The sequence below is a fragment of the Paraglaciecola psychrophila 170 genome (genome assembly GCF_000347635.1).
GTDB lineage: Bacteria > Pseudomonadota > Gammaproteobacteria > Enterobacterales > Alteromonadaceae > Paraglaciecola > Paraglaciecola psychrophila.
In genome coordinates this window covers 2,083,220-2,107,143 of sequence record NC_020514.1, presented here as the reverse complement: position 1 = coordinate 2,107,143, position 23,924 = coordinate 2,083,220, and the positions used below count along the sequence as shown (strand labels likewise).

Genomic DNA, 23,924 nt, shown 5'->3' with positions numbered 1-23,924 from the left:
GTTAACTAGCTACTTGTGCAGGTGAGTAGCCTTTTGCGGTGTTAAGTCTCCTAAAATACCTGCGGTACCAGCTGGCAAATGAGCTGCAGGGTCAACAGACCGATCAAAAAGATAATGCTCTAAAATACTTTCCCAAGCATTAACTTGGCCCTGAGGCAGGTTCTTTAAAGCTTGTATTGCATGTATTAACATTGGAAACGGAAGTGCACTGGACACATAGGCGTTACTCCACCAATAATTGACCAACACATTGAATTTAGACAGTGACTCAACATGATGCCATCAAGGTGATGGAATATAGATCGCGTCACCAGGATTTAACTCGACTGACATGGCATTTTTATAGGCTTCCTCATATCTAGGAAAGCGCTTTAAATCGGGATCTCTTAAATTCACCAGACTGATAGGTTGACCTGAGGGGGTAAAATCTAGCGGTCCAATATACAAATTTTTAATCTGTTCGGGAGGGAAAAAAGTGAAGCGTCGTTTTCCTGCTGCGACTACTGCAATATTACTGGCCTCATCAAAATGAGGCGCTACGGTCATTTGGTTACCTATCCATATAAAAGAGCGGGTGCTATTTTATATGGATAGGAAATTTTTTCCTCTAACAGTGGCAAGTTATCGCGAACGCTGACACTTTGTATACAATAGTTTTCAGACCCATGACCTTCGGGGCGCCGTAACATTTGCTTGATACTCGATGATAATGATGTTTGTTGCACGCTAAAATTCATGCCATCTAAGTTTTCATTATAAAACATGCGACCGTTAGCTGCAGTCGGCGTTGTAACTAGTCGTTGAGTTTTACCACTATCGTGTTTGCAAAGATAATTGGCTACAGCGTCCAGTGAATTATTTGCTAAGTGTACTATTTCCCAATCGCTGGCAAATCCTCTCAGCACCACTGGCTCATAATATTCAAGCACCTGCTCATTAAACGTTTCATTGTTTACACCGCTAACTTCTCGAGGTTTGGGCAAGTTTTCTAACTGACAAATAGATTTTTGAGTATTAATAGGCATAAGATTTTAGGTACATAAGCATCATGTTGAAGTTATTATCACATTAACAAAATTTTTCGTCTTATGTTTTCTTACCACTTAAGGAAAGCAAAACCCTAGATACAAAAAACCCGCCTTATGGCGGGTTGTAGTATTTAACATGGTTAAGTACGAAGTTTACCAACCAGTAATTTCGCGCAAACCTTTACCAATATCAGCCAAAGAACGAACAGTTTTAACACCTGCCGCTTCTAGCGCTTTGAATTTCTCATCAGCGGTGCCTTTACCACCGGCGATAATTGCGCCAGCGTGACCCATACGCTTGCCTTCAGGTGCTGTAACACCAGCAATGTATGAAACAACAGGTTTAGTCACATGCGCTTTAATATACTCAGCTGCTTCTTCTTCAGCAGAACCACCAATTTCACCAATCATAACGATTGCTTCAGTTTTAGGATCTTCTTGGAACAATTTCAAAATATCGATAAAGTTTGAACCAGGGATAGGGTCGCCACCAATACCTACACAAGTAGATTGGCCGAAACCTTCGTCAGTAGTTTGTTTAACTGCTTCGTACGTCAAAGTACCAGAGCGAGAAACAATACCTACTTTACCAGGCTTATGAATATGACCAGGCATGATACCAATCTTACATTCACCAGGAGTGATAACACCTGGGCAGTTTGGACCTATCATTCGAACGCCTTTTACGGTCAAATATTCTTTCACAAACAACATGTCGATAGTGGGGATACCTTCAGTGATACAAATGATCAACTCGATACCAGAATCAGCCGCTTCAACAATTGAATCTTTACAGAATGCAGCTGGTACATAAATAACAGAGGCCGTAGCACCAGTTTTTTCAACCGCTTCTCGTACTGTGTTAAATACAGGTAAACCAAGATGCGTAGTGCCGCCTTTACCAGGAGTTACACCACCAACCATCTTTGTACCATAAGCGATAGCTTGCTCTGAATGGAAAGTACCTTGACCGCCAGTAAAACCCTGGCAGATAACTTTGGTGTCTTTATTGATTAATACAGACATTATTTGCCCTCCGCGGCTTTAACAACTAATTTAGCGGCATCAGTCAGACTGCTTGCAGCTATGATATCTAGGTCTGAAGCAGCTAATACTTCACGGCCTAGTTCAGCGTTAGTACCTTCTAAACGAACAACAACGGGAACATTAACGCCTACTTCTTTAACTGCGCCAATAATACCTTCAGCAATCATGTCACAACGAACAATGCCACCAAATATGTTCACTAGTACAGCACTCACGTTGCTATCAGAAAGAATGATTTTGAATGCTTCAGCAACACGTTCTTTGGTTGCACCGCCGCCCACATCAAGGAAGTTAGCTGGCTTGCCACCGTGTAAGTTAACAATATCCATAGTTCCCATAGCAAGACCGGCACCATTCACCATACAGCCAACGTTTCCGTCTAGTGCTACATAGTTAAGTTCCCATTTAGCCGCCTCTGCTTCACGAGCATCATCTTGTGATGGATCGTGCATAGCTGCTACTTTAGGTTGACGATAAACAGCGTTACCATCGATAGCTAATTTAGCATCTAGACAGTGAATATCACCGTCAGCTTTAATCACTAGAGGGTTGATTTCGATAAGGGCGATATCTAGGTCCACAAACATTTTTGCTAAACCAAGAAATATCTTAGTGAACTGTTTAATCTGTACGCCTTTAAGGCCCAATTTAAACGCCATTTCACGGGCTTGGTAAGGCTGTGCACCGACAATAGGATCGATTTCAGCTTTTAAAATCTTTTCAGGTGTTTCATGAGCAACAGTTTCAATTTCAACACCGCCTTCAGTAGACGCCATGAAAACAATGCGACGAGAAGTACGGTCAACAACCGCACCTAAATACAACTCATCTGCGATATCAGTGCAGGTTTCAACCAAAATTTTGGTGACTGGCTGACCATGTTCATCAGTTTGAAAAGTCACTAAATTTTTGCCTAACCACTTTTCAGCGAAGGCTTTGATTTCTTCTTTAGTTTTGACCAATTTTACGCCGCCAGCCTTACCTCGGCCACCTGCGTGAACTTGGCATTTAACTACCCACTCACTGCCGCCAATTTTATCAGCTGCCGCTACAGCTTCTTCTGGAGTCGAAGCTGCTATTCCGTCAGAGACTGGCAAACCGTACTCTTTGAATAACTGCTTGCCTTGATATTCATGCAAATTCATGGTTTTTCTACCCGTTTAATGTAAGAAAAAAGCCGCTAGTAAGCCGCTTTATTTTTTATGTCGTTATGTAACACAATAACAACGAAGACGCAGCTAGGGTTAGTCCTCAGCTGCCTCGATTAGTTACACATCTAATAAAAGACGTGTTGGATCTTCTAACATTTCTTTGATGGTCACCAAAAAGCCAACAGACTCTTTACCATCAATAATGCGGTGATCATAAGACAATGCTAAATACATCATTGGCAAAATTTCAACTTTACCGTTCACTGCCATAGGTCTATCTTGAATTTTATGCATACCTAAAATAGCACTTTGTGGAAGGTTCAGAATAGGTGTCGACAACAACGAACCAAACACTCCACCATTTGTAATAGTGAAGTTACCACCCTGCATCTCAGCTAAAGTTAACTTACCATCACGACCTTTAAGTGCCAGTGATCTGATACCACCTTCAATACCAGCCATTCCTAACGAATCAGTATCTTTAAGTACTGGTGTTACCAATCCACGAGGGGTTGATACAGCAATAGAGATATCGAAATAATTGTGATAACAAATATCATCACCATCGATAGAGGCGTTTACTTCAGGGAAACGTTTAAGCGCTTCAGTTACGGCTTTTACATAGAAAGACATAAAGCCAAGACGAATACCGTGACGTTTTTCAAAACTTTCTTGGTATTGCTTACGCAAATCCATAATTGGCTTCATGTTCACTTCGTTAAACGTAGTCAACATAGCGGTGCTATTTTTTGCTTCTAACAAACGCGTAGCGATAGTCTTGCGCAAACGTGTCATTGGTACTCGTTTGTCGGTTCGGTTATCTAATGCAACAACTGGTGCTGGTGCTGCTTCTGCAGATGCAGATGATTTAGCTGCCGGGGCTTGTAAAGATTTTTCAACGTCTTCTTTAGTAACTCGACCGCCTTTTCCTGTGCCTTTAATATTAGAAGCATCTAAGCCTTTCTCAGCTAATAGTCTGCGAACAGAAGGGCTAAGGGCATCATTTTCGTCAGTTGAACCAGAGGCTTCGCTGGTAGCTGGTGCAGCGGCAACAGCACCGGCGATAAAGTGCGCAATCACCTGCTCACCGTTTACTGTTTCGCCTTCGGGCGCTAAAATTTCACTTAATGTGCCATCAGCAGGTGCCACAACTTCTAACACTACTTTATCAGTCTCGATATCAACTAAGTTCTGATCACGAGAAATAGCTTCACCGGGCTTAACATGCCAAGTTGCAATTGTTGCATCTGCCACTGACTCTGGCAGAACAGGTACCTTAATTTCCACTGACTCACCCTTATTAGCTGATGGTTGACTTGATTTTTCACTAGTTTGAGCAGGAGCTTCGGCTTCAGTTGCGACCGCACCCGCACCTTCCTCAAAATTAGCAATAGTTTGTTCACCTAACACCGTGTCGCCCTCAGCATTAAAAATTTCACTGACAACGCCGTCTGCAGGTGCAACAACTTCTAACACTACTTTATCTGTTTCAATATCTACAAGATTTTGGTCGCGACTCACTTTGTCACCTACCTTTACATGCCAGGTAGCGATGGATGCATCTGCCACTGATTCGGGCAACACCGGTACTTTTATTTCTATTGTCATACTGGTTCCTTATTTAATTGTTAATGCATCATCAACCAAATCTTTTTGCTGTTGGTTGTGAACTGAAATATAACCTACCGCTGGAGAAGCAGAGGCGTTTCGACCGGCATATGTTAACGTGGCAGCTCTGGGTAACGCAGTCCGAAAATGATGTTGACTACAATACCAAGCACCTTGGTTTTGAGGTTCTTCTTGACACCATACCCAGTCCTTAACGTGTTTGAATTTACTCATGATTTGACCAAATTCTGCTTGAGGAAAAGGATATAGTTGTTCGACTCGAATAATAGCTACGTCGGTTTGTTCGTTCTTGCGGCGCTGCTCTAACAAGTCGTAATAGACTTTGCCTGAGCACATCACAACACGTTTAACTTTATTTGACACAATGTCATCTATTTCGTCAATAACATTATGAAACACACCCTCAGCTAGTTCTTCAATGCTTGATACAGCTAAAGGATGACGCAATAAAGACTTAGGTGACATGACGATGAGCGGTTTACGTAACGGGCGACATGCCTGACGCCTTAACATGTTAAATACTTGAGCTGGCGTTGAAGGTACACATACCTGCCAATTATGATCGGCACACATTTGCAAGAAACGCTCTAACCTGGCAGAACTATGCTCTGGTCCTTGACCTTCATAACCGTGAGGTAACAACAAAGTCAATCCACACAAACGTCCCCACTTGGCTTCACCAGAACTTAGAAACTGATCGATCACAACCTGAGCACCGTTAGCAAAGTCACCAAATTGAGCTTCCCAAATAGTCAGTGTACCGGGCTCTGCTGTTGCGTAACCATACTCAAAAGCAACAACCGCTGCTTCAGATAAGACAGAATCGTATATTTCCATTTTACCTTGATCGTCGTTCATATTAGCCAAAGGTATATAATCAGAACCATCAGTTTGATTATGCAAGACTGCATGGCGATGGAAAAAAGTACCACGACCAGAGTCTTGCCCTGTCATACGTATATTACTGCCTCTGGTAACTATATCGGCGTAAGCTAAGTTTTCTGCCATCCCCCAATCTAGTGCTTTTTCGCCATTTATCATTGAGACTCGGTCTTTATATAACTTAGCAACACGTGATTGAAGTGTATAATCAGCGGGAAAAGTACACAGCTTTTCGCCTAATTCTTTAATTTGATCTACGCTGATTGAACTGTCGTAATTAACATCCCAATCATGTCCAAGAAATGGGGACCAATCCACTGAATGCTCAGTCATTGGGCGCCATTCTTCGACCACACAAGCACCGTGATCGAGTGCAGCACGATAATCACTCACCAATTTTTTTACTTCGTGTGCTTCTATAACACCTTCAGCGATAAGTTGGTCTGCGTAGATTTTACGTGGCACAGGATGGATTTTAATTTTTTGATACATTATTGGCTGAGTTGCATTTGGTTCGTCAGCTTCGTTGTGTCCATGACGTCGATAACAAACTAAATCAATTACCACATCACGTTTAAATTGGTTTCGATAATCTAAGGCAAGTCTTGTTACAAACAATACCGCTTCAGGGTCGTCAGAATTCACATGAAATATAGGAGCCTGAACCATTTTCGCAATGTCAGTGCAATATTGCGTTGAGCGTGCATCTTCAGTTTTAGAAGTGGTAAAACCTACTTGATTATTAATTACAATACGTACTGTGCCACCCACTTGGAAACCACGAGTTTGCGACATGTTAAAAGTTTCTTGCACCACACCTTGTCCCGCAATAGCGGCATCACCGTGAATGGTAATAGGTAAAACTAACGAACCATCAGAACACCCACGTCGGTCTAATCGAGCACGAACAGAACCAATAACAACTGGGTTAACAATTTCAAGATGCGATGGATTAAATGCCAATGCTAAGTGTAAGTTACCGCCTGGTGTGGCAAAATCGGAAGAGTAACCTGCGTGATACTTCACATCACCAGCACCTAGCGAATCATCATGTTTACCGGAAAACTCATCAAAAAGTACCGACGGATTTTTCCCCAGTACATTCACTAATGTATTGATCCTACCTCGGTGTGCCATACCCACAACAACTTCTTTAGTGCCATTACTACCGGCATGACTGATCAGAGCTTTGAGCATAGGTACTAATGAGTCACCGCCTTCAAGAGAAAAACGTTTCGCACCGGGAAATTTAGCGCCAAGATACTTTTCCATTCCGTCCGCGGCCACTAAACCTTTAAGAAGATTGATTTTATCTTCGCGAGCAACTTCAGGCTTAGCTTGAACGGATTCGATACGATGTTGCAACCAACGTTTCTGATCCGTATCGGTAATGTGCATGTATTCAGTACCGATGGAGCCACAATAGGTGCGATTAAGCGAGTCAAATAATTCACCCAAAGGCATAGACTCTTTGCCGATGGCATAAGAACCTAAATTGAACGTGGTATCAAAGTCTTTTTCAGAAAGATTATGGTGTGAAAGTTCCAAGTCTCTGACCCTTGGTTGTTTCCACAGCCCGAGAGGGTCAAGATTAGCATGTTGATGGCCTCTGAATCGAAAGGCATTAATCAATTGTAATACTTTAACCTGCTTTTCATCACTGCCACTTGCAGTTGACTGAGCTGAACTAACTCGAGAGGCTGGACCCAGTGCGGCTAGATGTCGAAATTGGTCGCGAACAAGACTGTGCTTGGTTTCAACTTCTACTCCATCAAGTTTAGGTAACTTTTCGAAAATGTCTCGCCATTCATCAGACACACTTTGTGAATCATCTAAAAACGCTTCGTACATTTCTTCTATATAAGTTGCGTTGCCACCAGCCATGTGAGAAGAATCCCACCATGCTTTCATCACGCTTTGCTGCATTGTCGTCCCTTGGTTTTAATCAGACCTGCGAATAAGTGTGCCGAAGCACACGGTATTTTATTATTAGTAAAACCTACACTGCTCGTTTGAGCAGCATAGATTTGATATGACCAATCGCTTTTGTTGGGTTTAATCCCTTTGGACAAACACTGACGCAGTTCATGATGCCATGGCATCTAAATACACTAAATGCATCATCTAAGCCATTTAAACGTTCATCAGTTGCTGTATCTCTGCTATCAGCTAGGAAGCGATAGGCATGTAACAAACCGGCAGGGCCAATAAACTTATCTGGGTTCCACCAGAAAGATGGGCAAGAGCTTGAACAACATGCACACAATATGCACTCGTACAAACCATCTAGCTTTTCTCTTTCTTCAGGGGACTGCAAAAACTCACGGGCTGGCGGTTGCTTATCGTCGTTAATAAGGTACGGCTTTATTTTTTCATACTGAGTATAAAATTGCGTCATATCAGTTACCAAATCACGCACCACAGGTAATCCAGGTAATGGACGAACCACTATCTTAGAACCTTTAAGTGCTGATATTGGTGTGATGCACGCTAAGCCATTTTTACCATTCATGTTTACGCCATCAGAGCCACATACACCTTCACGGCATGAACGACGAAATGACAGAGTAGGATCCTTTTCTTTTAATGCTATCAATGCATCCAATACCATCATGTCTTGGCCTTCTGCGACCTCCAACTGATAATCTTGCATACGAGGAGCGTTATCAATATCAGGATTGTAACGGTAGACTGAAAGATTTAATTGCATAATTGTTGCTCCTAGTATGTTCTTGCTTTAGGTGGAAAGGCTTCACGCAACTTGGGTGACATATTCACTTCACGTTTTATCATTGATTTTGAATCCGGTAAATAAACAGAATGGCATAACCAATCCTTATCATCTCTATCAGGAAAATCAAAACGACTGTGAGCACCGCGACTCTCTGTTCTGAAATTAGACGCTACAGCTGTGGTGTAGGCAGTTTCCATTAAATTATCGAGTTCAAGACATTCGATACGCATAGTATTAAAGTCATTACTCTTATCATTAAGGCTAGCGTTATCTAATCTTTCTCGGATATCATTTAACTCTTTCAAACCTGTAGCCATTGACTCACCTTCACGAAATACCGAGAAGTTTAATTGCATACATTGCTGCAAGTCTTTCTTAATTTGAACAGGATCTTCGCCTTTACCCACTGGTGAATTTTCCCAGCGATTAAAGCGCACCATCGCTTGATCAACATCATCTTCTGACGCTTCACGAGCATCGATACCATCAATCGCTTTACCAAGATGTAATCCTGTAGCACGGCCAAAAACGACTAAGTCTAATAATGAATTACCACCTAGTCTGTTGGCACCATGTACTGATACACATGCAATTTCACCACAAGCAAACAACCCTTTAATAGGTGAAGTTTTTCCATTTACGTCCATGGTAAGCGCTTGTCCGTCAACATTGGTCGGTATACCGCCCATCATATAATGACAAGTTGGAATGACAGGAATTGGCTCTTTAATGGGGTCGACGTGAGCGAATGTACGAGATAATTCTAAGATACCTGGCAGACGAGATTCAAGAACATCTTTACCTAAGTGATCAAGCTTCAGCTTACAATGTGGACCTTGTGGACCGTCGAAGCCACGACCTTCACGAATTTCTGTCATCATCGAACGAGCAACAACGTCTCGTCCGGCTAAATCTTTGGCATTAGGCGCATATCGTTCCATAAAACGTTCGCCGTTTTTATTTAGAAGGTAACCGCCTTCACCACGACAACCTTCGGTTACTAGGGTACCAGCACCTGCAATCCCTGTTGGGTGGAACTGCCACATTTCCATATCTTGCATGGGAACACCAGCACGTAGTGCCATACCTAAGCCGTCGCCAGTATTAATATGAGCATTAGTAGTTGAAGCGTAAATACGCCCAGCCCCACCGGTTGCTAATACTACTGCTTTAGATTTGAAATATACAACTTCACCAGACTCGATATCAATGGCAGTACAACCCACTACATCACCGTCTTGATTTTTTACCAAATCGAGTGCATACCACTCACTGAATATTTTAGTTTTATTTTTAACATTTTGTTGATAAAGCAAATGTAATAATGCGTGACCCGTTCTATCAGCTGCTGCTGCAGTACGTGCGCCTTGCTCTCCACCAAAGTTTTGAGATTGGCCGCCGAACGGACGTTGATAAATTTTTCCATTTTCGAAGCGAGAAAAAGGCAACCCCATATTTTCCATTTCAATAATGGCTTCAGGACCTGTTTTACACATATATTCGATTGCGTCTTGATCACCAATATAATCGGAACCTTTGACCGTATCGTACATGTGCCATTCCCAGTTATCTTCATGAGCATTACCAAGAGCAACAGTAATACCACCCTGTGCCGATACTGTATGAGAACGTGTAGGGAAAACTTTAGATAATAGGGCACACGATTTACCCGATTCTGTAATCTGTAACGCCGCGCGCATACCTGCGCCGCCAGCACCAATTACGACTGCATCAAATTCATGTACAGGAAGACTCATTTACACACCCCACAAAACAAATAAACCAACAACCACATAAACAAATGCAGTTAGGTTAATAACAAATTGAATAAACGCACGCAAACCTGGTGCTTTAACATAGTCGGTTAAAACCTGCCACATACCAATACGAATGTGGAACATGATCGAAACCAAAGTAACAAATGTGAATACTTTCATCGCAAGACCAGAAAACAAATCGTTCCACATTACATAAGTAATGGCTGGGGTAGAGATAAAATACCACCCCATAAACAAAGAAAACGCAGTCATAATCAAAGCGGTAGCACGTGTAGTGACGTAATCTTGTACGCCATTACGTTTTAAACTTGCTTGACCCGTTACCATAATACAACTCCTACTAAGATTGTTAAGATAATCCATGCCGCAATAATTGCTTTAGCACTTATATCACCGGACTGAAGTTCTTCCCAATACCCCATATCCATTACCATGTGCCTGAGACCGCCTAACACATGATACGTCAAGGCAGAAATGGTGCCTATGGCAACAAACTTACCAAGAGGACCCGCCATTTGTTCTTGAACGAGAGCGAAACTCTCAGATGATGATACAGACATCGCCCACGCCCAGATCACAAACATCATTGCAAAAAACAATGCGACGCCTGTAATACGATGGAGAATTGAAGTGATTGCTGCAGGAGGAAAACTAATAGTATTGAGTTGTAAGTTAACTGGTCTTTGTTTTTTCACGTTTATTACTCTTTATACCCGTAGGTAGTTAAAACATTTCGGCTTATAACATCTCGCATGTTAAATTTTTGCTAAAATTCAATTTCTGTTCCCTAAGATTGTTGCCACTTTGTTAAAGAAAGGTTAAGTATAAATAATCTTTTCAATACCAAGTGCTTTAAGCCCAATAAGTATATCCAGCCATTCAAACAAATACAATTATTGTTCTTTATTAAAGGTTTATAAGTAATAAGTTAAGTCAGGGTGTTGCGTGTAAATAAGAAATACTCACCTAATACGAATCTTAACCATGCTATTCCAAAATTATATTTGCATTGAGGGGGCGAAAGAAGTGAATATTTACTAAGCGGAACGCATTAAAATTGACATTATGAGTCAATTTAAGTTCAAATAGCGGCAATTCCCCCCCCAGTAAACAGCAGAGCATGCTGTTTATCGAACATGAAACGATTCTGAGGAGAACAGTATATGGCAGAAAATAAAGCCATTTTAAAAGTGGGTGACAAAGAAATCGAACTTCCGATTTTGTCAGGTACCGCAGGCCACGATGTAATAGATGTAAGGTCTTTAGGTGCCAATGGTTACTTTACTTATGACCCTGGGTTTATGGCAACGGGCTCATGTGAGTCGACGATCACTTATATTGATGGCGCCAAAGGCATTCTGCTACACAGAGGTTATTCCATTGAAGAATTAGCTCGAGATTCAGATTACATTGAAGTGGTTTACATGCTTTTGCATGATAAAACTCCTAACACTGAAGAATACAGAGACTTTAAAGACACGATCACTCGTCATACTCTTGTTCACGACCAAATTAATAACTTTTTCAGAGGTTTCAGACGCGATGCGCATCCAATGGCAATGTTATGTGGCTCGGTAGGTGCTATGTCATCCTTTTATCACGATGACCTGAACATTCATGATCCTGAACAACGTCTACGCAGCGCTTATCGCTTGGTGGCTAAGATGCCGACATTGGTTGCAATGTGTTACAAATACAACATTGGTCAACCTTTTGTTTACCCTAAAAATGAATTGAGTTATGCAGAAAACTTTTTAAACATGATGTTTTCTGTCCCCGCGGAAGATTATAAAATCAGTCCAGCAGTAGCTAAGGCAGTTGATAGAATATTTATTTTGCATGCTGATCACGAACAGAATGCATCAACCTCTACAGTTCGTTTGGCGGGATCGTCTGGTGCTAACCCATACGCGTGTATTGCTGCTGGTGTTGCGTCTTTATGGGGGCCTGCTCACGGCGGTGCCAATGAAGCTTGTTTGAATATGCTCGAGGAAATAGGGACAGTTGACCGTATACCTGAGTTTATTGCTAGAGCCAAAGATAAAGATGACCCGTTCCGCTTAATGGGCTTTGGCCATAGAGTTTACAAAAACTTCGATCCGCGTGCCACAGTTATGCGTGAAAGTTGTCATGAAGTTTTAGCTGAGCTTAACATCGACGATCCACTGCTTAATGTAGCAATGGAACTTGAACGTATTGCTTTGAGTGATCCCTACTTTGCAGAGAAAAAACTTTTCCCGAATGTAGATTTCTATTCTGGTATTATTCTAAAAGCGATTGGTATTCCAACCAACATGTTTACCTGTATTTTTGCCTTGGCACGTACAGTAGGATGGGTATCACATTGGCACGAAATGTTGAGCCAGCCAGGACAAAAAATAGGTCGTCCTCGTCAGTTATATACTGGTGAAGCACAACGTCCTTATAGTAAGATTGATAAATAGTTAGTTATCAATTTTAAAAATAGCGACCTTATAAGGTCGCTATTTTTTTGCACTAAAATCATTTAGTTCTCTTAGGAACATCAATAAAAAAGAATTAAAAGCACGCTTAGCGCCATCATCCATGATAGTTTTTCTTGAATCCTTTCAAGCAAGTGACTCTTTTTTATAATGTGCGTCCGTCCACATTAACTCTCAGGCCGACTGATGCTGTTCCATATTTATCCCGTAAATATGCTCAACAGCAACAATAGAGAACCCAGAAAAATGCAGCAGCCCCTCAATTTTTTACCGAAGAAAAGACTTATTATAAGGTCGCTACAAATGTGTCCTTCCAACCGTCGCTAAAGTGACATCCTGTCACTTCCCACCAAAATAACATTTTTGTGCGGAAACTGCAGTGGCGGAGCCACCAAAGATTAAAATCGGCAAAGCCAATGCTTTTGTCTTTTGAATTACTTGGCATTTATTTACGCTAATTATTTATGATATTTAGTAGGGTTAAACTGGATCCCTTAGAAGCACAGCTTCACCTAATTGAACAGCTCGACAAGCGACCGCCATAGACGGCTGAATGTAGAACAATGTAGGAGCAATTGTCGAGAAGTCGAGATTGGGTGACAATCATCGAAAAAGTGTAATTGAAAAATTTAGAATGTTTAAATCAGGTAACGAAGGAATAACTAAATTTGTCAGATAATTGGATGAAGAACATAGTCTGGCGAACGGGCTTTTATACTTAACCTGAATCCTGTTTAAGAAATTGAACTAGATACCTGTTCCAAGATCCGATCTTTCGATGAAAGAGATGATTCTAAAAAAGAACCAGGCATGAGTAAATTAGTTGAGTTGTTTTGTGATGTCGATGATTTTGCAAAAGTATTATTTCCTCAATGGCGTAAACAACTGCTCGAAGACGGTACGCGAAAACGTCAAAGAGAAGGGCAAATGACCACCAGTGAAATCATGACGATTGTCGTCAGTTTTCATATGTCACATTACCGTGATTTCAAAAACTACTCTCTTGGGTATGTATCTCTTGTCTACAAAAATGAGTCTCCAAATTTATTGAGTTACACACAATTTATAGAGGTCATGCCTAGAGTTATTGTGCCCATGTGTGCCTACTTTACATCACTTAAAGGAAAGCCCTCATGACATGAATTCATTGACTCTACAAGCATCAAGGTGTGTCATAACATCCGAATACCTAGACATAAAACCTTCAACGGTATCGCTCAACGAGGTAAAGGTACTATGGGTTGGTTTTATGGTTTCAAGCTCCACTTAGTCGTCAATCATCACGGTGAAATTGTTGCTGCGAAAGTCACAACCGGCAATGTGCATGACACTCAACCCGTGCGTGAATTAGCAGAAGGTTTAACTGATAAATTGTATGGAGACAAAGGCTATTTGAGTAAAGCTTTGGAAGCAGATTTATTAGACAAAGGTGTAAGTCTCATCACAACCGTTCGCAAAAATATGAAAGCAAAAGCTATATCGTTGTGGGATAGGGCCATGCTTTCAAGGCGCTATATAACTGAAGCAATAAACGACCAACTTAAGAATATTTCTTACATCGAACACTCAAGGTATCGGAGTATGAATGGCTTTATGCTGAATTTACTCGCGGGATTGGTCGCTTATTGTTTAAAAGAAAACATGCCTATGCACCTGGCTCAGGTCGATTTTACAGGTAAGTGAATTATTGCTAAGTTTAGCAATCGGTTAGGTATTTGTTTTTCGATAAATCGACGATTGAACCGATAACAGAACTCATCAAAGTATTCTTGTAGGTATTTTTCGGTTACACCATGAAACGTACCTAACAAAAACGTTTTTAAATTGCCGATGGCTATATGTACCCACGGTAACCATTCATCAACTAAATAACCCGGGGTACTCTTGCCTCATAGTTTTCTCTTTGACCTATAATATTCAATGCCGGCAATGCATCAGAATGAACTTGTTGGCCTTGTTTCAAGTGTTTCTTGACGAATTCATTCACGCTAAAATGACAAATGCTATCGACCACTGCCATTGCGATAAATCCTGCTTTTTTATCACTTACTTTCACAGGCTATCAGCACATTCTTTTTTCCTGCTGCTCCGCGTCACTCGTTTGCCTTTTTGTCTACCGCCAACCAGAGCGTCGTCTAGCTCTATTGTGCCACTTAATTGATATAAACTATCTCTATGCCCCATAGCCGTTCTAAGTTTCTTTAAAATCAGCCTCGCGGTTCGCCAATTGACTTCTATTAATTTACTGAGTCTCAGTGCTGAGATACTTCCCTTATCAGAGCCAAGAGAATAGATAGCCCAAAACCACTGGTTCAAAGTGATTTTGCTGCCGTGAAAAAGTGTTCCTGACATGACTGAGGTCTGCTTTTTACATTGTGTACACTCGTATAAATGACGACTTGTAATTTCATAGCTATGGTTATTGCCACAACCAGGGCAAATAAAGCCATTTGGCCATTTCATTTGTTGCAAGTATTTTAAGCAATCATCTTCTGTACTAAACTGTTTTTGCCAAGCTAAAAAGCTTGCTTCTGGCATGTTCATGGTAATGGTTACCTATACAGGGTGTTTGTATATGCAGTACAGTTCAGTCCTGAGTTATCTGCATAGACATGAAAGAAAATAAGCCAAGCCTCAATTTAACTGACGTAGAGCTGAACTCTATGATTATCGCTTAAGCAGATCTCAGGTTAAGTAGGTTTATCTTCAATAAAACACTACTACTATTAACTAAATATGGTTATCCAGACTCATCAAAGCCCTTTTCTGACCATAATTTGTGATGGGTTAATACGTTATTAATCCTGTCCATAGGCATTTGAAAAATCAGTACTGCGATAAATTTGCCTTTAGAATAGATAGGCGTAGAAGCAAAACCGGCGACTGCGTCATAATAGGGTCTGTATTTCTTAAATTCACTAAAAAAAACCTCACCTTCTTGAGCATTACTTGCTGCAGAAAATGCTTCGCCTATGCCAGAATTAGAGTATGGCATAGTATTGACACTGGTGGCATAATCCAACTCTTTAAGCACACTGCAAACAATACTACCGTTGTATATCAGCTATAAAAATATCATAGTAGCCAAACTCCTGCATAAAATGACGCATATCAGGGTGATATTTATTTTGCAGTTGAGCATAGGGAGAATAGTTACCTAAATCTACTAAGCCGTCTTTTTCACCCAAGTCATAGGATGCCCCCGCAATAAAGTCAGACTGAAAAGCTAAGGCTCTCTGAAGCAATCCTTTTAAAGCGTTTCCGCCATTCAATAATGGTTCTGGGTTGCTGACGTTATATTGTTGAGTAAAGTTTGATGAATAATAGTTTTCTAACTGCCTTTGTTGTGCGGTATTAAGGTTACCTCATTGCGAAACATACTGGCTGAACGAGGGGATAAAACCTTCTGCAGCTTTTACCAACGAAACATTAAACGCCTTGGTAAGAATTTGTGATGTAATAAAATGAAATATTCATCAATGGCTTCACCTGTTTGCAAATTTCATGAAATCAATCGGTCTTTGATGGCTTCGGTAAAAGCCCCATTGGATTCACTTACCGCAACATTTACAGACCCCCCATCAAAACTATGAAATGGAACACAATAAAATAGATATGATTGCAATCAGTAATCTTGAACTTAACGACATACAGCTAGCTTTATTGTGTTGACCAACAGTTTGTATGTTGCGATACAAATGGCAACGTGACTGCACGACAATAGTCACTGATTAATTCAAAAAAATTCATTCAAATAATTAGCAATCCTCACTTAAAGAGCGATCATCATCTGCCTTAAGTAACAATTTTCTACTATCGACCAAACATTGCTTGGAATAATCACCAAACCAAGTGCCAATTTTTAAAAACTGTTTTATAAACTCAACTTTATTACCTGCTGAGACCAAATCCAAAGCCTGAGTAAATTTCACACTAAATTCAGTTAGTAATGCAACGCTGTCTTTATTGTCAAAAATAATATCTGCATATAACGCAGGATCCTGTGCGAATAACCGCCCAACCATCGCCAATTCTAAACGGTAAATAGGCGAACTTAGGGATATTAATTGCTGTAAGTCGGGATTTTCACTGGCTAAGTGCGAGCCGAACACAAAGCTACAGAAATGCCTCATGACCTGAATAAACACCATAGCATCGTCATGCTCTTTAGCTGTAGTCTGCTGCAATATACCTCCCCAGATACGAATTTGCTGCAATAGCCATTCATATTGTTCGGCATCGCGACCATGGCATACCACCACTACCTGTTTAACCAAACTAGCGACATCAGGCCCAAACATAGGATGTAGACCTAACACTGGCCCCTTGTGTACGGCCATCATGGCAGCTAGTGGTTTTTGTTTGGTACTGGTAATATCAACTAATACACAATCTAAAGGTAAGTCTGTCAGTTTGGATATTATACTTTCGGTTAACTTGATGGGCACCGCGACTAATACTAAGCCGGCATCGCTGAGAATAGAATCTGCATTCGGCCAGTCGTTTGGTTCAAGCAACTGGACTGAATAGCCACTGCGTTTAAACATATCAACAAAAATCCTACCTAAAGCGCCAGCACCACCTATAACAACAATCTTATGAATCTTGGGATTAGTACACAAATACTCAACGTTTTGAGTATGGTAAGACTCGCGCATGATCCTGCGTAACAAATCTTCAATTAAAACTGGAGATACATTTTGTTGTTCCGCATCTACTCTTCTTTTGGCAATCAGTTCAGCTTCACGCTCAGGCACGTAGATAGGTAAGCCAACCTGACTTTTATATTTACCTACTTTAGCTGTTATTTTAGCCCGCTGTGCCAATAATTTAACTAACTGGCTATCAATTTCATCAATTTGTTGTCTCAGCTCACTAAGTTCATTGGGTGATACTGGCATAAGGCTTCCTAAACTTCGGCGTCATTTAATCTATTTAATCGCATAGGTAAGACTGTTATTAACTTATCTCGCATATGATTAATCAAATCTTCTGTAGTTTGCCAGTTGATGCAACCGTCGGTTATCGAAACACCATAGTCTAAATCAGCAGGCATTTTACCCGAGCTACTTTGATTACCATGATTCAAGTGACTTTCTAACATAATACCGATAACCGATTCATTACCTTCAAGGATTTGGTTAACCACATTTTTAGCAACTAAAGGCTGTCTGCGAAAGTCTTTGCTAGAATTTGCGTGACTGCAGTCGATCACTAAGCCTGCACTCAACTTCACATTCTCCAATTCAGCTTCACAGTCGGCGACACAAACAGAATCATAGTTAGGCTGTTTACCACCACGCAAAATGATATGACCGTCTGGATTACCTTGGGTAGTAATCACACTCACTTGCCCTTCACCATTAATACCCATAAAACTATGACCAGAAGCAGCTGATTGCAGTGCATTAATGGCAATACCTAAACTGCCATCTGTACCATTTTTAAATCCCACGGGCATAGACAAGCCACTGGCCATTTCTCTATGGGTTTGTGATTCAGACGTACGCGCACCTATTGCAGACCAACTAAACAATTCAGCCAAATATTGGGGGCTAATGGGGTCAAGAGCTTCGGTGGCGACTGGTAATTCAAGTTCTGCCAACCAAATCAATAATTCCCTAGCTTTACGTAAACCAGTCTCGATATCAAAGGTACCATTAATATGTGGATCGTTGATCAATCCTTTCCAACCAACGGTAGTGCGTGGTTTTTCAAAATAAACACGCATCACAATGTACAGTGTGTCTTTACAGCTCTCGTGTAACTCTTTGAGCTTAAGCGCATATTCTTTTGCAGCTTCAATATCATGTATGGAACAAGGACCACATATCACTAAAAAACGATGATCTTTACGATGCAAAATATCACTGATAACTTGCCTTGATGATTGAACAACTTGTAAAGCTGAATCGCTCACTGGTAATTCAGACTTTAACTCTTGAGGTGTCACTAACACTTTTTCAGATGAAATATTAATGTTGTTGATGCTGTCACGTAACATGATTTAACTCTTTTAAAATAAACTAAAATTTGGCATTGGCTCAACTCATAAAGAGACCCGTAACACCTTACATTTCTATAACACCGACACAATGTAACGATTTAATTACACCTGGCATTTTATTATTTTCTAAATTGAATTGACTTTTTAACAGTTAATAAATTCAACAACAAGTTTTAATTACCTTTATTAGGTTGCCTGCTTGTTTTTCAAGCGAAACATCCATAAACATAGCCAAATAAATAGATTTTAAAACAAGGATACGACAATGCAGAGATTATCTAAATGACTGAAAGAGGCAACTTCTTACAAAATAGCCAATATAACGATTATCCTTAGGGGTAGACATAGCTTGATTGGATCCCAAGTGGCATACCCAGTCCCCAGTAAGCGAGTAAAAATACCGACCAAAGCAGCAAAAGACTGATGGAATAAGGCAACATTAATGATAGTAGCGTGCCTATGCCTGTTGACTTAACATAACGTTGGCAATACACCACGACGAGAGGAAAATAGGGCATCAAGGGTGTAATTATATTAGAAGACGAGTCACCCACTCTATACGCCGCTTGAGTTAAGTCTGGCGAAATATTTAGCTGCATCAGCATAGGCACGAAGATAGGCCCCAACAAGGCCCACTTAGCAGAGGATGAACCCACAAACAAATTCACAAATGCAGTCAAAAAGATAATACCCACTATTGTCACCATACTCGGTAGTGCTAGTGTTTTTAATACCTCAGCCCCTTCAATTGCCAACAATGCTCCTAGGTTTGACTTACCAAATGCATCAATAAACAATGAACAGAAAAAAGCCATCACTATGTAATAACTCATGCCTTGCATGGCTTTCGTCATAGTATCAATCATATCCTTGCTTGACTTAAAAGTACCTGACATAAAACCAAACACCACACCTGGTAATAAAAATAACAAGAAGATAATTGGCACAATAGATTGCATTATGGGTGCAGTAAATGATGTTAACTCGCCAGTAGGTGCTCTGAAGGGTGAAGAGTCTGGATATAAAACGGCTACCAAAGCAATAAGCCCTCCTGCCATTGTTAATGAGGCAAATTTTAACGCTCGACTTTGTTCTGCATTTAATTCATCAAACTTTGGAATATCAGCAGGATCGCCATCAACTTCAACATCTTTTAAGCGAGGTTCAATGACTTTATCGGTTAAATACCAGCCGATGCCGACTACCAATAAGGTTGATGCAGAATTAAAAAACCAATTGTTAAGCGGGTTTATTTGCATATCAGGGTCAATGATTTGCGCTGCACTCTGAGTAAAGCTTTGCAGTAAAGGGTCAATAGCCGACGGGATAAAATTAGCACAAAAACCACCACTTACCCCTGCAAATGCAGCCGCAATACCCGCTAGCGGATGCCTACCCATCGCATAAAAGATAACGCCTGCGAGTGGAATAACTAGCACATACCCGGCGTCGGTGGCGGTGTGACTAACAATGGCCACTAAGACCACCATGGGTGTTAGCAGTGTTTTGGGTGTTGAGTCGAGCATCCGTTTCAAACCGGCACTAATAAACCCTGAATGTTCTGCCACTCCCACACCTAACATAGCGACCAACACTACACCTAAAGGAGCAAAACCAGTAAAAATAGTGACCATTCTAGACAAAAAGTCTGTCAAAGAATCGCCCGTTAATAAGTTATTTACCACGACAGCTTCGGCCGTCCTAGGGTCTATTGCACTAAAGGTGAAATTTGACAATATAGCTGACAAAACCCACACCACAACCAAACAAAACAAAAAAATAATCGCAGGATCAGGTAACTTATTTCCGACCCTTTCAACCTTATCCAATGCGCGCATTGTCCAACTAGCTTGACTCGACATAAAACAAGTCCACCTTTTCACTATACGAAATATTATTTACCAGAAAATACTTTGCCACAACGACTAACAACATGGAATATATGAACAGCAATATATATTCTTTGTTTAGTCTTTATATACTCAAAATTTTAATCACTTTGGCTGGCACACCCGCCACCACAGTATTAGCGGCAACATCTTTATTCACCACTGCGCCTGCCGCAATCACAGCGTTATCACCAATATTTACACCTTCTAATATCTTGGCACCCATACCAATCCAGACACTATTTCCAATATTGACGGGTTGAGCTGTTTCAATACCTTTGTTACGTTTGAGCGGATCTAAGGGATGAGTAGACGTTGAAATCATTACGCCTGGAGCAAGCATCACATCATCACCAAAAGTTACGGGGGCAGCGTCTAAAATGACTAGACCGTGGTTGGCGTAAAAGTTTTTACCCGCAGTAATATTGTAGCCGTAATCACAATAAAAATTAGGCTCTATCCAAGCACCTTCACAGTGACCGAATAATGTTTTAATGATGGTTCGACTGCCTTTTCTATCATCGATATCACATTGATTAAACTGCTGACAAAGCCTTTTAGCGTTAGCTCTGTCTTGCTGTAATATTTTGTTACTGGGAAAGTACTCAAGCCCTTGTAACATTTTTTGTTTTTCGGTTAAGTCGCTCATACTAATCCCCTAAAGCTTCTCTTAAAAACGCCATGCCACAAAACGACTGACTTTTTGTCCTTGTGCCATATCGACAGTTTTAATGTTAGCAATGCCCAAATCGTGTAGGCTTTTATATATATGAATGAGATTATCTTTCTTCGAAACCAAACTGCTAAACCAGCGTATTTGAGTGGCATACTCTCTGCTTTCAGTGATGATTCGCTGGATAAACAATAATTCGCCCCCCTCGCACCACAACTCATTTGATTGCCCAGCAAAATTAAGAGGAGCACTCTTCTTTTGGGTGATTATGTGACTCTCACGCTTTGACTTATTTTTAGTTAAATTCTGAATTTTTCGCTGCGAAACTGCTTTAGCGTGCTCAGCTGATTCATGAAAAGGCGGATTGCAGATACAGAAAGTAAAATGTTCACCTGGTTTTATCACTCCTTTAAAAATATGTTGTGGGTCATGTTGCTGCCTCACATTAATGAGGTTGGTTAAAACAGAATTTGAATCAATAATAGTCTCGGCTGATGAAATCGAAACAGGATCAATGTCTGTACCAACCATTTGCCAACCATAGGATCTGGTCGCAATAATGGGATAAATAAGATTGGCACCGGTGCCAATATCTAAACCTTTAATCGTGCTACCTTCAGGTACCACCGCTTGATTATCTTTAGCTAATAAATCTGCAATGTAATGAACATAATCAGCTCTACCCGGAACGGGAGGACATAAGTATCCAGCGGGGATATCCCAAAACTTCACCTGATAATAATGACATAATAATGCAGCGTTAAGGGCCTTTACGCCATTGGGGTTGGCAAAGTCTATGGTTTTACCACCATCAGGCTTAATTAGAATATACGGCTGCAAAACAGGATAACTATTTACTAGCTGGGCTAGCGGATAGCTATCTTGATGTAAATTTCTAGAATGTTTCAATGTCTGACACTAGTCTACTTGGCTTTTGGATAGCATATCCAAAGCCAAAGCCTCTGCCACTTTAATTCCATCGATGCCTGCCGACCAAATACCTCCAGCATAACCAGCACCTTCTCCGGCAGGATATAAGCCACCGGTATTGATACTTTGCAGGTCTTTGCCACGTTTAATACAAATAGGTGAGGAAGTGCGGGTTTCAACTCCCGTCAACAAGCCATCAACCTTTGCAAACCCTTTAATTTTTTATCAAAGGCAGGAATGGCCTCTTGAATAGCTTCAATAACAAAGCTTGGTACCACTTTAGATAAATCTGTCAACGTGATACCTGGCGTATAGGACGACTTCACCTCACCTAATTGCTGACTCGATTTACCTTTTAAAAAATCACCAATCAATTGCGCAGGTGCATGATAATTTTCGCCACCTACTTTATAAGCAAGCTCTTCAAGTCCGCGCTGCAAAGCAATGCCAGCGAGAGGATGCTCTGGGTAGTCTTGCTCTGGTGTGATACCCACAACTATGGCGCTATTTGCATTACGTTCATGACGAGAATATTGACTCATGCCGTTGGTCACCACTCTACCGGCTTCAGACGCAGCGGCCACCACAGTTCCACCAGGACACATACAAAAACTATAAACCGAGCGACCATTTTTACAGTGGTGCACCAATTTATAATCCGCAGCACCTAAAATAGGATTGCCTGCATTATCTCCAAAGCGACTTTCATCTATCATCGATTGTTCGTGTTCAATTCTAAAGCCAATTGAAAATGGCTTAGCTTCAACATAAACACCTTGTTCATACAGCATTTCGAAAGTATCGCGTGCACTATGCCCAACAGCCAAAACGGCATGTTCACACACCAGATATTCACCGTTTGATAAATGTAAGCCTGTAAGTTGGTTGTTTTGAATATCTACTTTATCAACTCTGGTACCAAATCGGATCTCACCGCCTAGCTCGGTAATCTGAGCGCGCATTTTTTCGACCATGTTAACCAACTTAAAGGTACCGATATGAGGTTTGCTAACATACAAGATTTCTTCTGGTGCGCCAGCTGCCACAAATTCATGTAGCACCTTGCGGCCATAATGCTTGCGGTCTTTGATTTGGCTATATAACTTTCCATCTGAGAACGTGCCTGCCCCGCCCTCCCCAAATTGTACATTTGACTCAGTATCAAGAGGCTTATTACGCCAAAAACCAAATACATCTTTGGTCCGTTCACGCACTGCCTTACCGCGCTCTAAGACTATGGGTTTAAAACCCATTTGCGCCAATATTAAGGCAGCAAACAAGCCACAAGGACCAAGCCCAATAACCACAGGCCGAGAGGTCAGGTTTTGTGGTGCCTTAGCAACAAACTTATATGTCATGTCTGGGGTTTCACGTACATGAGGATCATTGACAAACTGCTCTAGCAGCTCGGCTTGATTAGCCACCTCAATATCCACAATATAAATCAGTAAAATATCTGCTTTGTTTCGGGCATCATAAGCACGTTTAAATACCTCAAAAGACAGCATATCTTCTTTGGCAATTCCCAACTTCTGCAAAATAGCAGCGGGCAGTGCCTCTTCATTATGATTTAAGGGTAATTTAACTTCGTTCAAACGCAACATAAGGTTTCCAATGATAGACCATAAACAACTCACCTCTTTTAGGCGAAGTCCTTCATTTGTCGAGGCAGTGTATTTTATGACAGATAAGATGCTTACGATAGGTAAATTCT

The 23,924-nt window shown here is 41.0% G+C and carries 19 protein-coding genes and 3 pseudogenes; 2 read left to right on the top strand and 20 right to left on the bottom strand.

Annotation, left to right across the window (positions count from 1 at the left end):
- Positions 1-9 precede the first annotated feature (9 nt).
- The 11 genes from C427_RS24035 to sdhC form a co-directional block, all read right to left on the bottom strand.
- On the bottom strand, positions 10-216 hold the full coding sequence (locus tag C427_RS24035; RefSeq protein WP_015430724.1) for a hypothetical protein: 207 nt from the start codon (positions 214-216) through the stop codon (positions 10-12).
- A 66-nt stretch (positions 217-282) separates the two neighbouring features.
- The gene (locus C427_RS28175; protein WP_015430723.1) at positions 283-546 is read right to left on the bottom strand and encodes a cupin-like domain-containing protein; all 264 of its coding nucleotides are present in this window, start codon (positions 544-546) and stop codon (positions 283-285) included.
- Between the two features lie 8 nt (positions 547-554).
- Positions 555-1,025, bottom strand: coding sequence for a cupin-like domain-containing protein (locus C427_RS28170; protein ID WP_015430722.1), 471 nt, complete (start codon positions 1,023-1,025; stop codon positions 555-557).
- Between the two features lie 156 nt (positions 1,026-1,181).
- Positions 1,182-2,054: a succinate--CoA ligase subunit alpha gene (gene sucD / locus C427_RS09150; protein WP_007638309.1), complete on the bottom strand. Its 873-nt coding sequence runs from the start codon at positions 2,052-2,054 to the stop codon at positions 1,182-1,184.
- Positions 2,054-3,220, bottom strand: a complete 1,167-nt coding sequence (sucC, locus tag C427_RS09145) for an ADP-forming succinate--CoA ligase subunit beta (protein ID WP_007638308.1) — start codon at positions 3,218-3,220, stop codon at positions 2,054-2,056. Before sucC ends, sucD begins: the two co-directional genes overlap by 1 nt.
- A 123-nt stretch (positions 3,221-3,343) precedes the next feature.
- On the bottom strand, positions 3,344-4,834 hold the full coding sequence (gene odhB, locus C427_RS09140; protein ID WP_007638307.1) for a 2-oxoglutarate dehydrogenase complex dihydrolipoyllysine-residue succinyltransferase: 1,491 nt from the start codon (positions 4,832-4,834) through the stop codon (positions 3,344-3,346).
- Between the two features lie 9 nt (positions 4,835-4,843).
- Positions 4,844-7,663, bottom strand: a complete 2,820-nt coding sequence (locus C427_RS09135; protein ID WP_007638306.1) for a 2-oxoglutarate dehydrogenase E1 component — start codon at positions 7,661-7,663, stop codon at positions 4,844-4,846.
- A 73-nt stretch (positions 7,664-7,736) separates the two neighbouring features.
- Complete coding sequence (locus C427_RS09130) at positions 7,737-8,447, bottom strand: succinate dehydrogenase iron-sulfur subunit (RefSeq protein ID WP_007638305.1); 711 nt, start codon at positions 8,445-8,447, stop codon at positions 7,737-7,739.
- 11 nt (positions 8,448-8,458) lie between these two features.
- On the bottom strand, positions 8,459-10,228 hold the full coding sequence (gene sdhA / locus C427_RS09125; RefSeq protein ID WP_007638304.1) for a succinate dehydrogenase flavoprotein subunit: 1,770 nt from the start codon (positions 10,226-10,228) through the stop codon (positions 8,459-8,461).
- The gene (gene sdhD, locus C427_RS09120) at positions 10,229-10,576 is read right to left on the bottom strand and encodes a succinate dehydrogenase, hydrophobic membrane anchor protein (protein ID WP_007638303.1); all 348 of its coding nucleotides are present in this window, start codon (positions 10,574-10,576) and stop codon (positions 10,229-10,231) included. It lies immediately after the preceding gene.
- Complete coding sequence (gene sdhC, locus C427_RS09115; RefSeq protein WP_007638301.1) at positions 10,570-10,944, bottom strand: succinate dehydrogenase, cytochrome b556 subunit; 375 nt, start codon at positions 10,942-10,944, stop codon at positions 10,570-10,572. Before sdhC ends, sdhD begins: the two co-directional genes overlap by 7 nt.
- Positions 10,945-11,412: 468 nt before the next feature.
- On the opposite strand from sdhC, the gene C427_RS09110 reads away from it, so the two are divergent.
- A complete protein-coding gene (locus C427_RS09110; protein ID WP_007638291.1) occupies positions 11,413-12,693 on the top strand; it encodes a citrate synthase in 1,281 nt (426 codons plus the stop codon).
- A gap of 828 nt (positions 12,694-13,521) precedes the next feature.
- Positions 13,522-14,394: pseudogene (locus tag C427_RS09105) on the top strand (IS982 family transposase).
- Here the strand turns inward: C427_RS09105 and C427_RS09100 are convergent.
- The 9 genes and pseudogenes from C427_RS09100 to C427_RS09060 form a co-directional block, all read right to left on the bottom strand.
- Positions 14,370-15,255 (bottom strand): annotated as a pseudogene (locus tag C427_RS09100) (IS1595 family transposase). The pseudogenes C427_RS09105 and C427_RS09100 sit on opposite strands and share 25 nt — an antisense overlap.
- A gap of 196 nt (positions 15,256-15,451) precedes the next feature.
- Entirely contained in the window at positions 15,452-15,706 is a 255-nt protein-coding gene (locus tag C427_RS09095) for a hypothetical protein (protein ID WP_148285902.1), read from the bottom strand.
- A gap of 52 nt (positions 15,707-15,758) precedes the next feature.
- Entirely contained in the window at positions 15,759-15,983 is a 225-nt protein-coding gene (locus C427_RS09090; RefSeq protein ID WP_015430715.1) for a hypothetical protein, read from the bottom strand.
- A 486-nt stretch (positions 15,984-16,469) separates the two neighbouring features.
- Positions 16,470-17,612, bottom strand: coding sequence for a bifunctional chorismate mutase/prephenate dehydrogenase (gene tyrA, locus C427_RS09085; protein WP_007639679.1), 1,143 nt, complete (start codon positions 17,610-17,612; stop codon positions 16,470-16,472).
- 8 nt (positions 17,613-17,620) lie between these two features.
- Positions 17,621-18,715: a 3-deoxy-7-phosphoheptulonate synthase gene (locus C427_RS09080; RefSeq protein WP_007639677.1), complete on the bottom strand. Its 1,095-nt coding sequence runs from the start codon at positions 18,713-18,715 to the stop codon at positions 17,621-17,623.
- Positions 18,716-19,050: 335 nt separating this feature from the next.
- Complete coding sequence (locus C427_RS09075) at positions 19,051-20,580, bottom strand: AbgT family transporter (RefSeq protein ID WP_007639676.1); 1,530 nt, start codon at positions 20,578-20,580, stop codon at positions 19,051-19,053.
- Between the two features lie 112 nt (positions 20,581-20,692).
- A complete protein-coding gene (locus tag C427_RS09070; RefSeq protein ID WP_007639675.1) occupies positions 20,693-21,256 on the bottom strand; it encodes a sugar O-acetyltransferase in 564 nt (187 codons plus the stop codon).
- A gap of 21 nt (positions 21,257-21,277) precedes the next feature.
- Positions 21,278-22,189, bottom strand: coding sequence for a 23S rRNA (adenine(1618)-N(6))-methyltransferase RlmF (rlmF, locus tag C427_RS09065; protein WP_007639673.1), 912 nt, complete (start codon positions 22,187-22,189; stop codon positions 21,278-21,280).
- 9 nt (positions 22,190-22,198) lie between these two features.
- Positions 22,199-23,814 (bottom strand): annotated as a pseudogene (locus C427_RS09060) (NAD(P)/FAD-dependent oxidoreductase).
- Positions 23,815-23,924 lie beyond the last annotated feature (110 nt).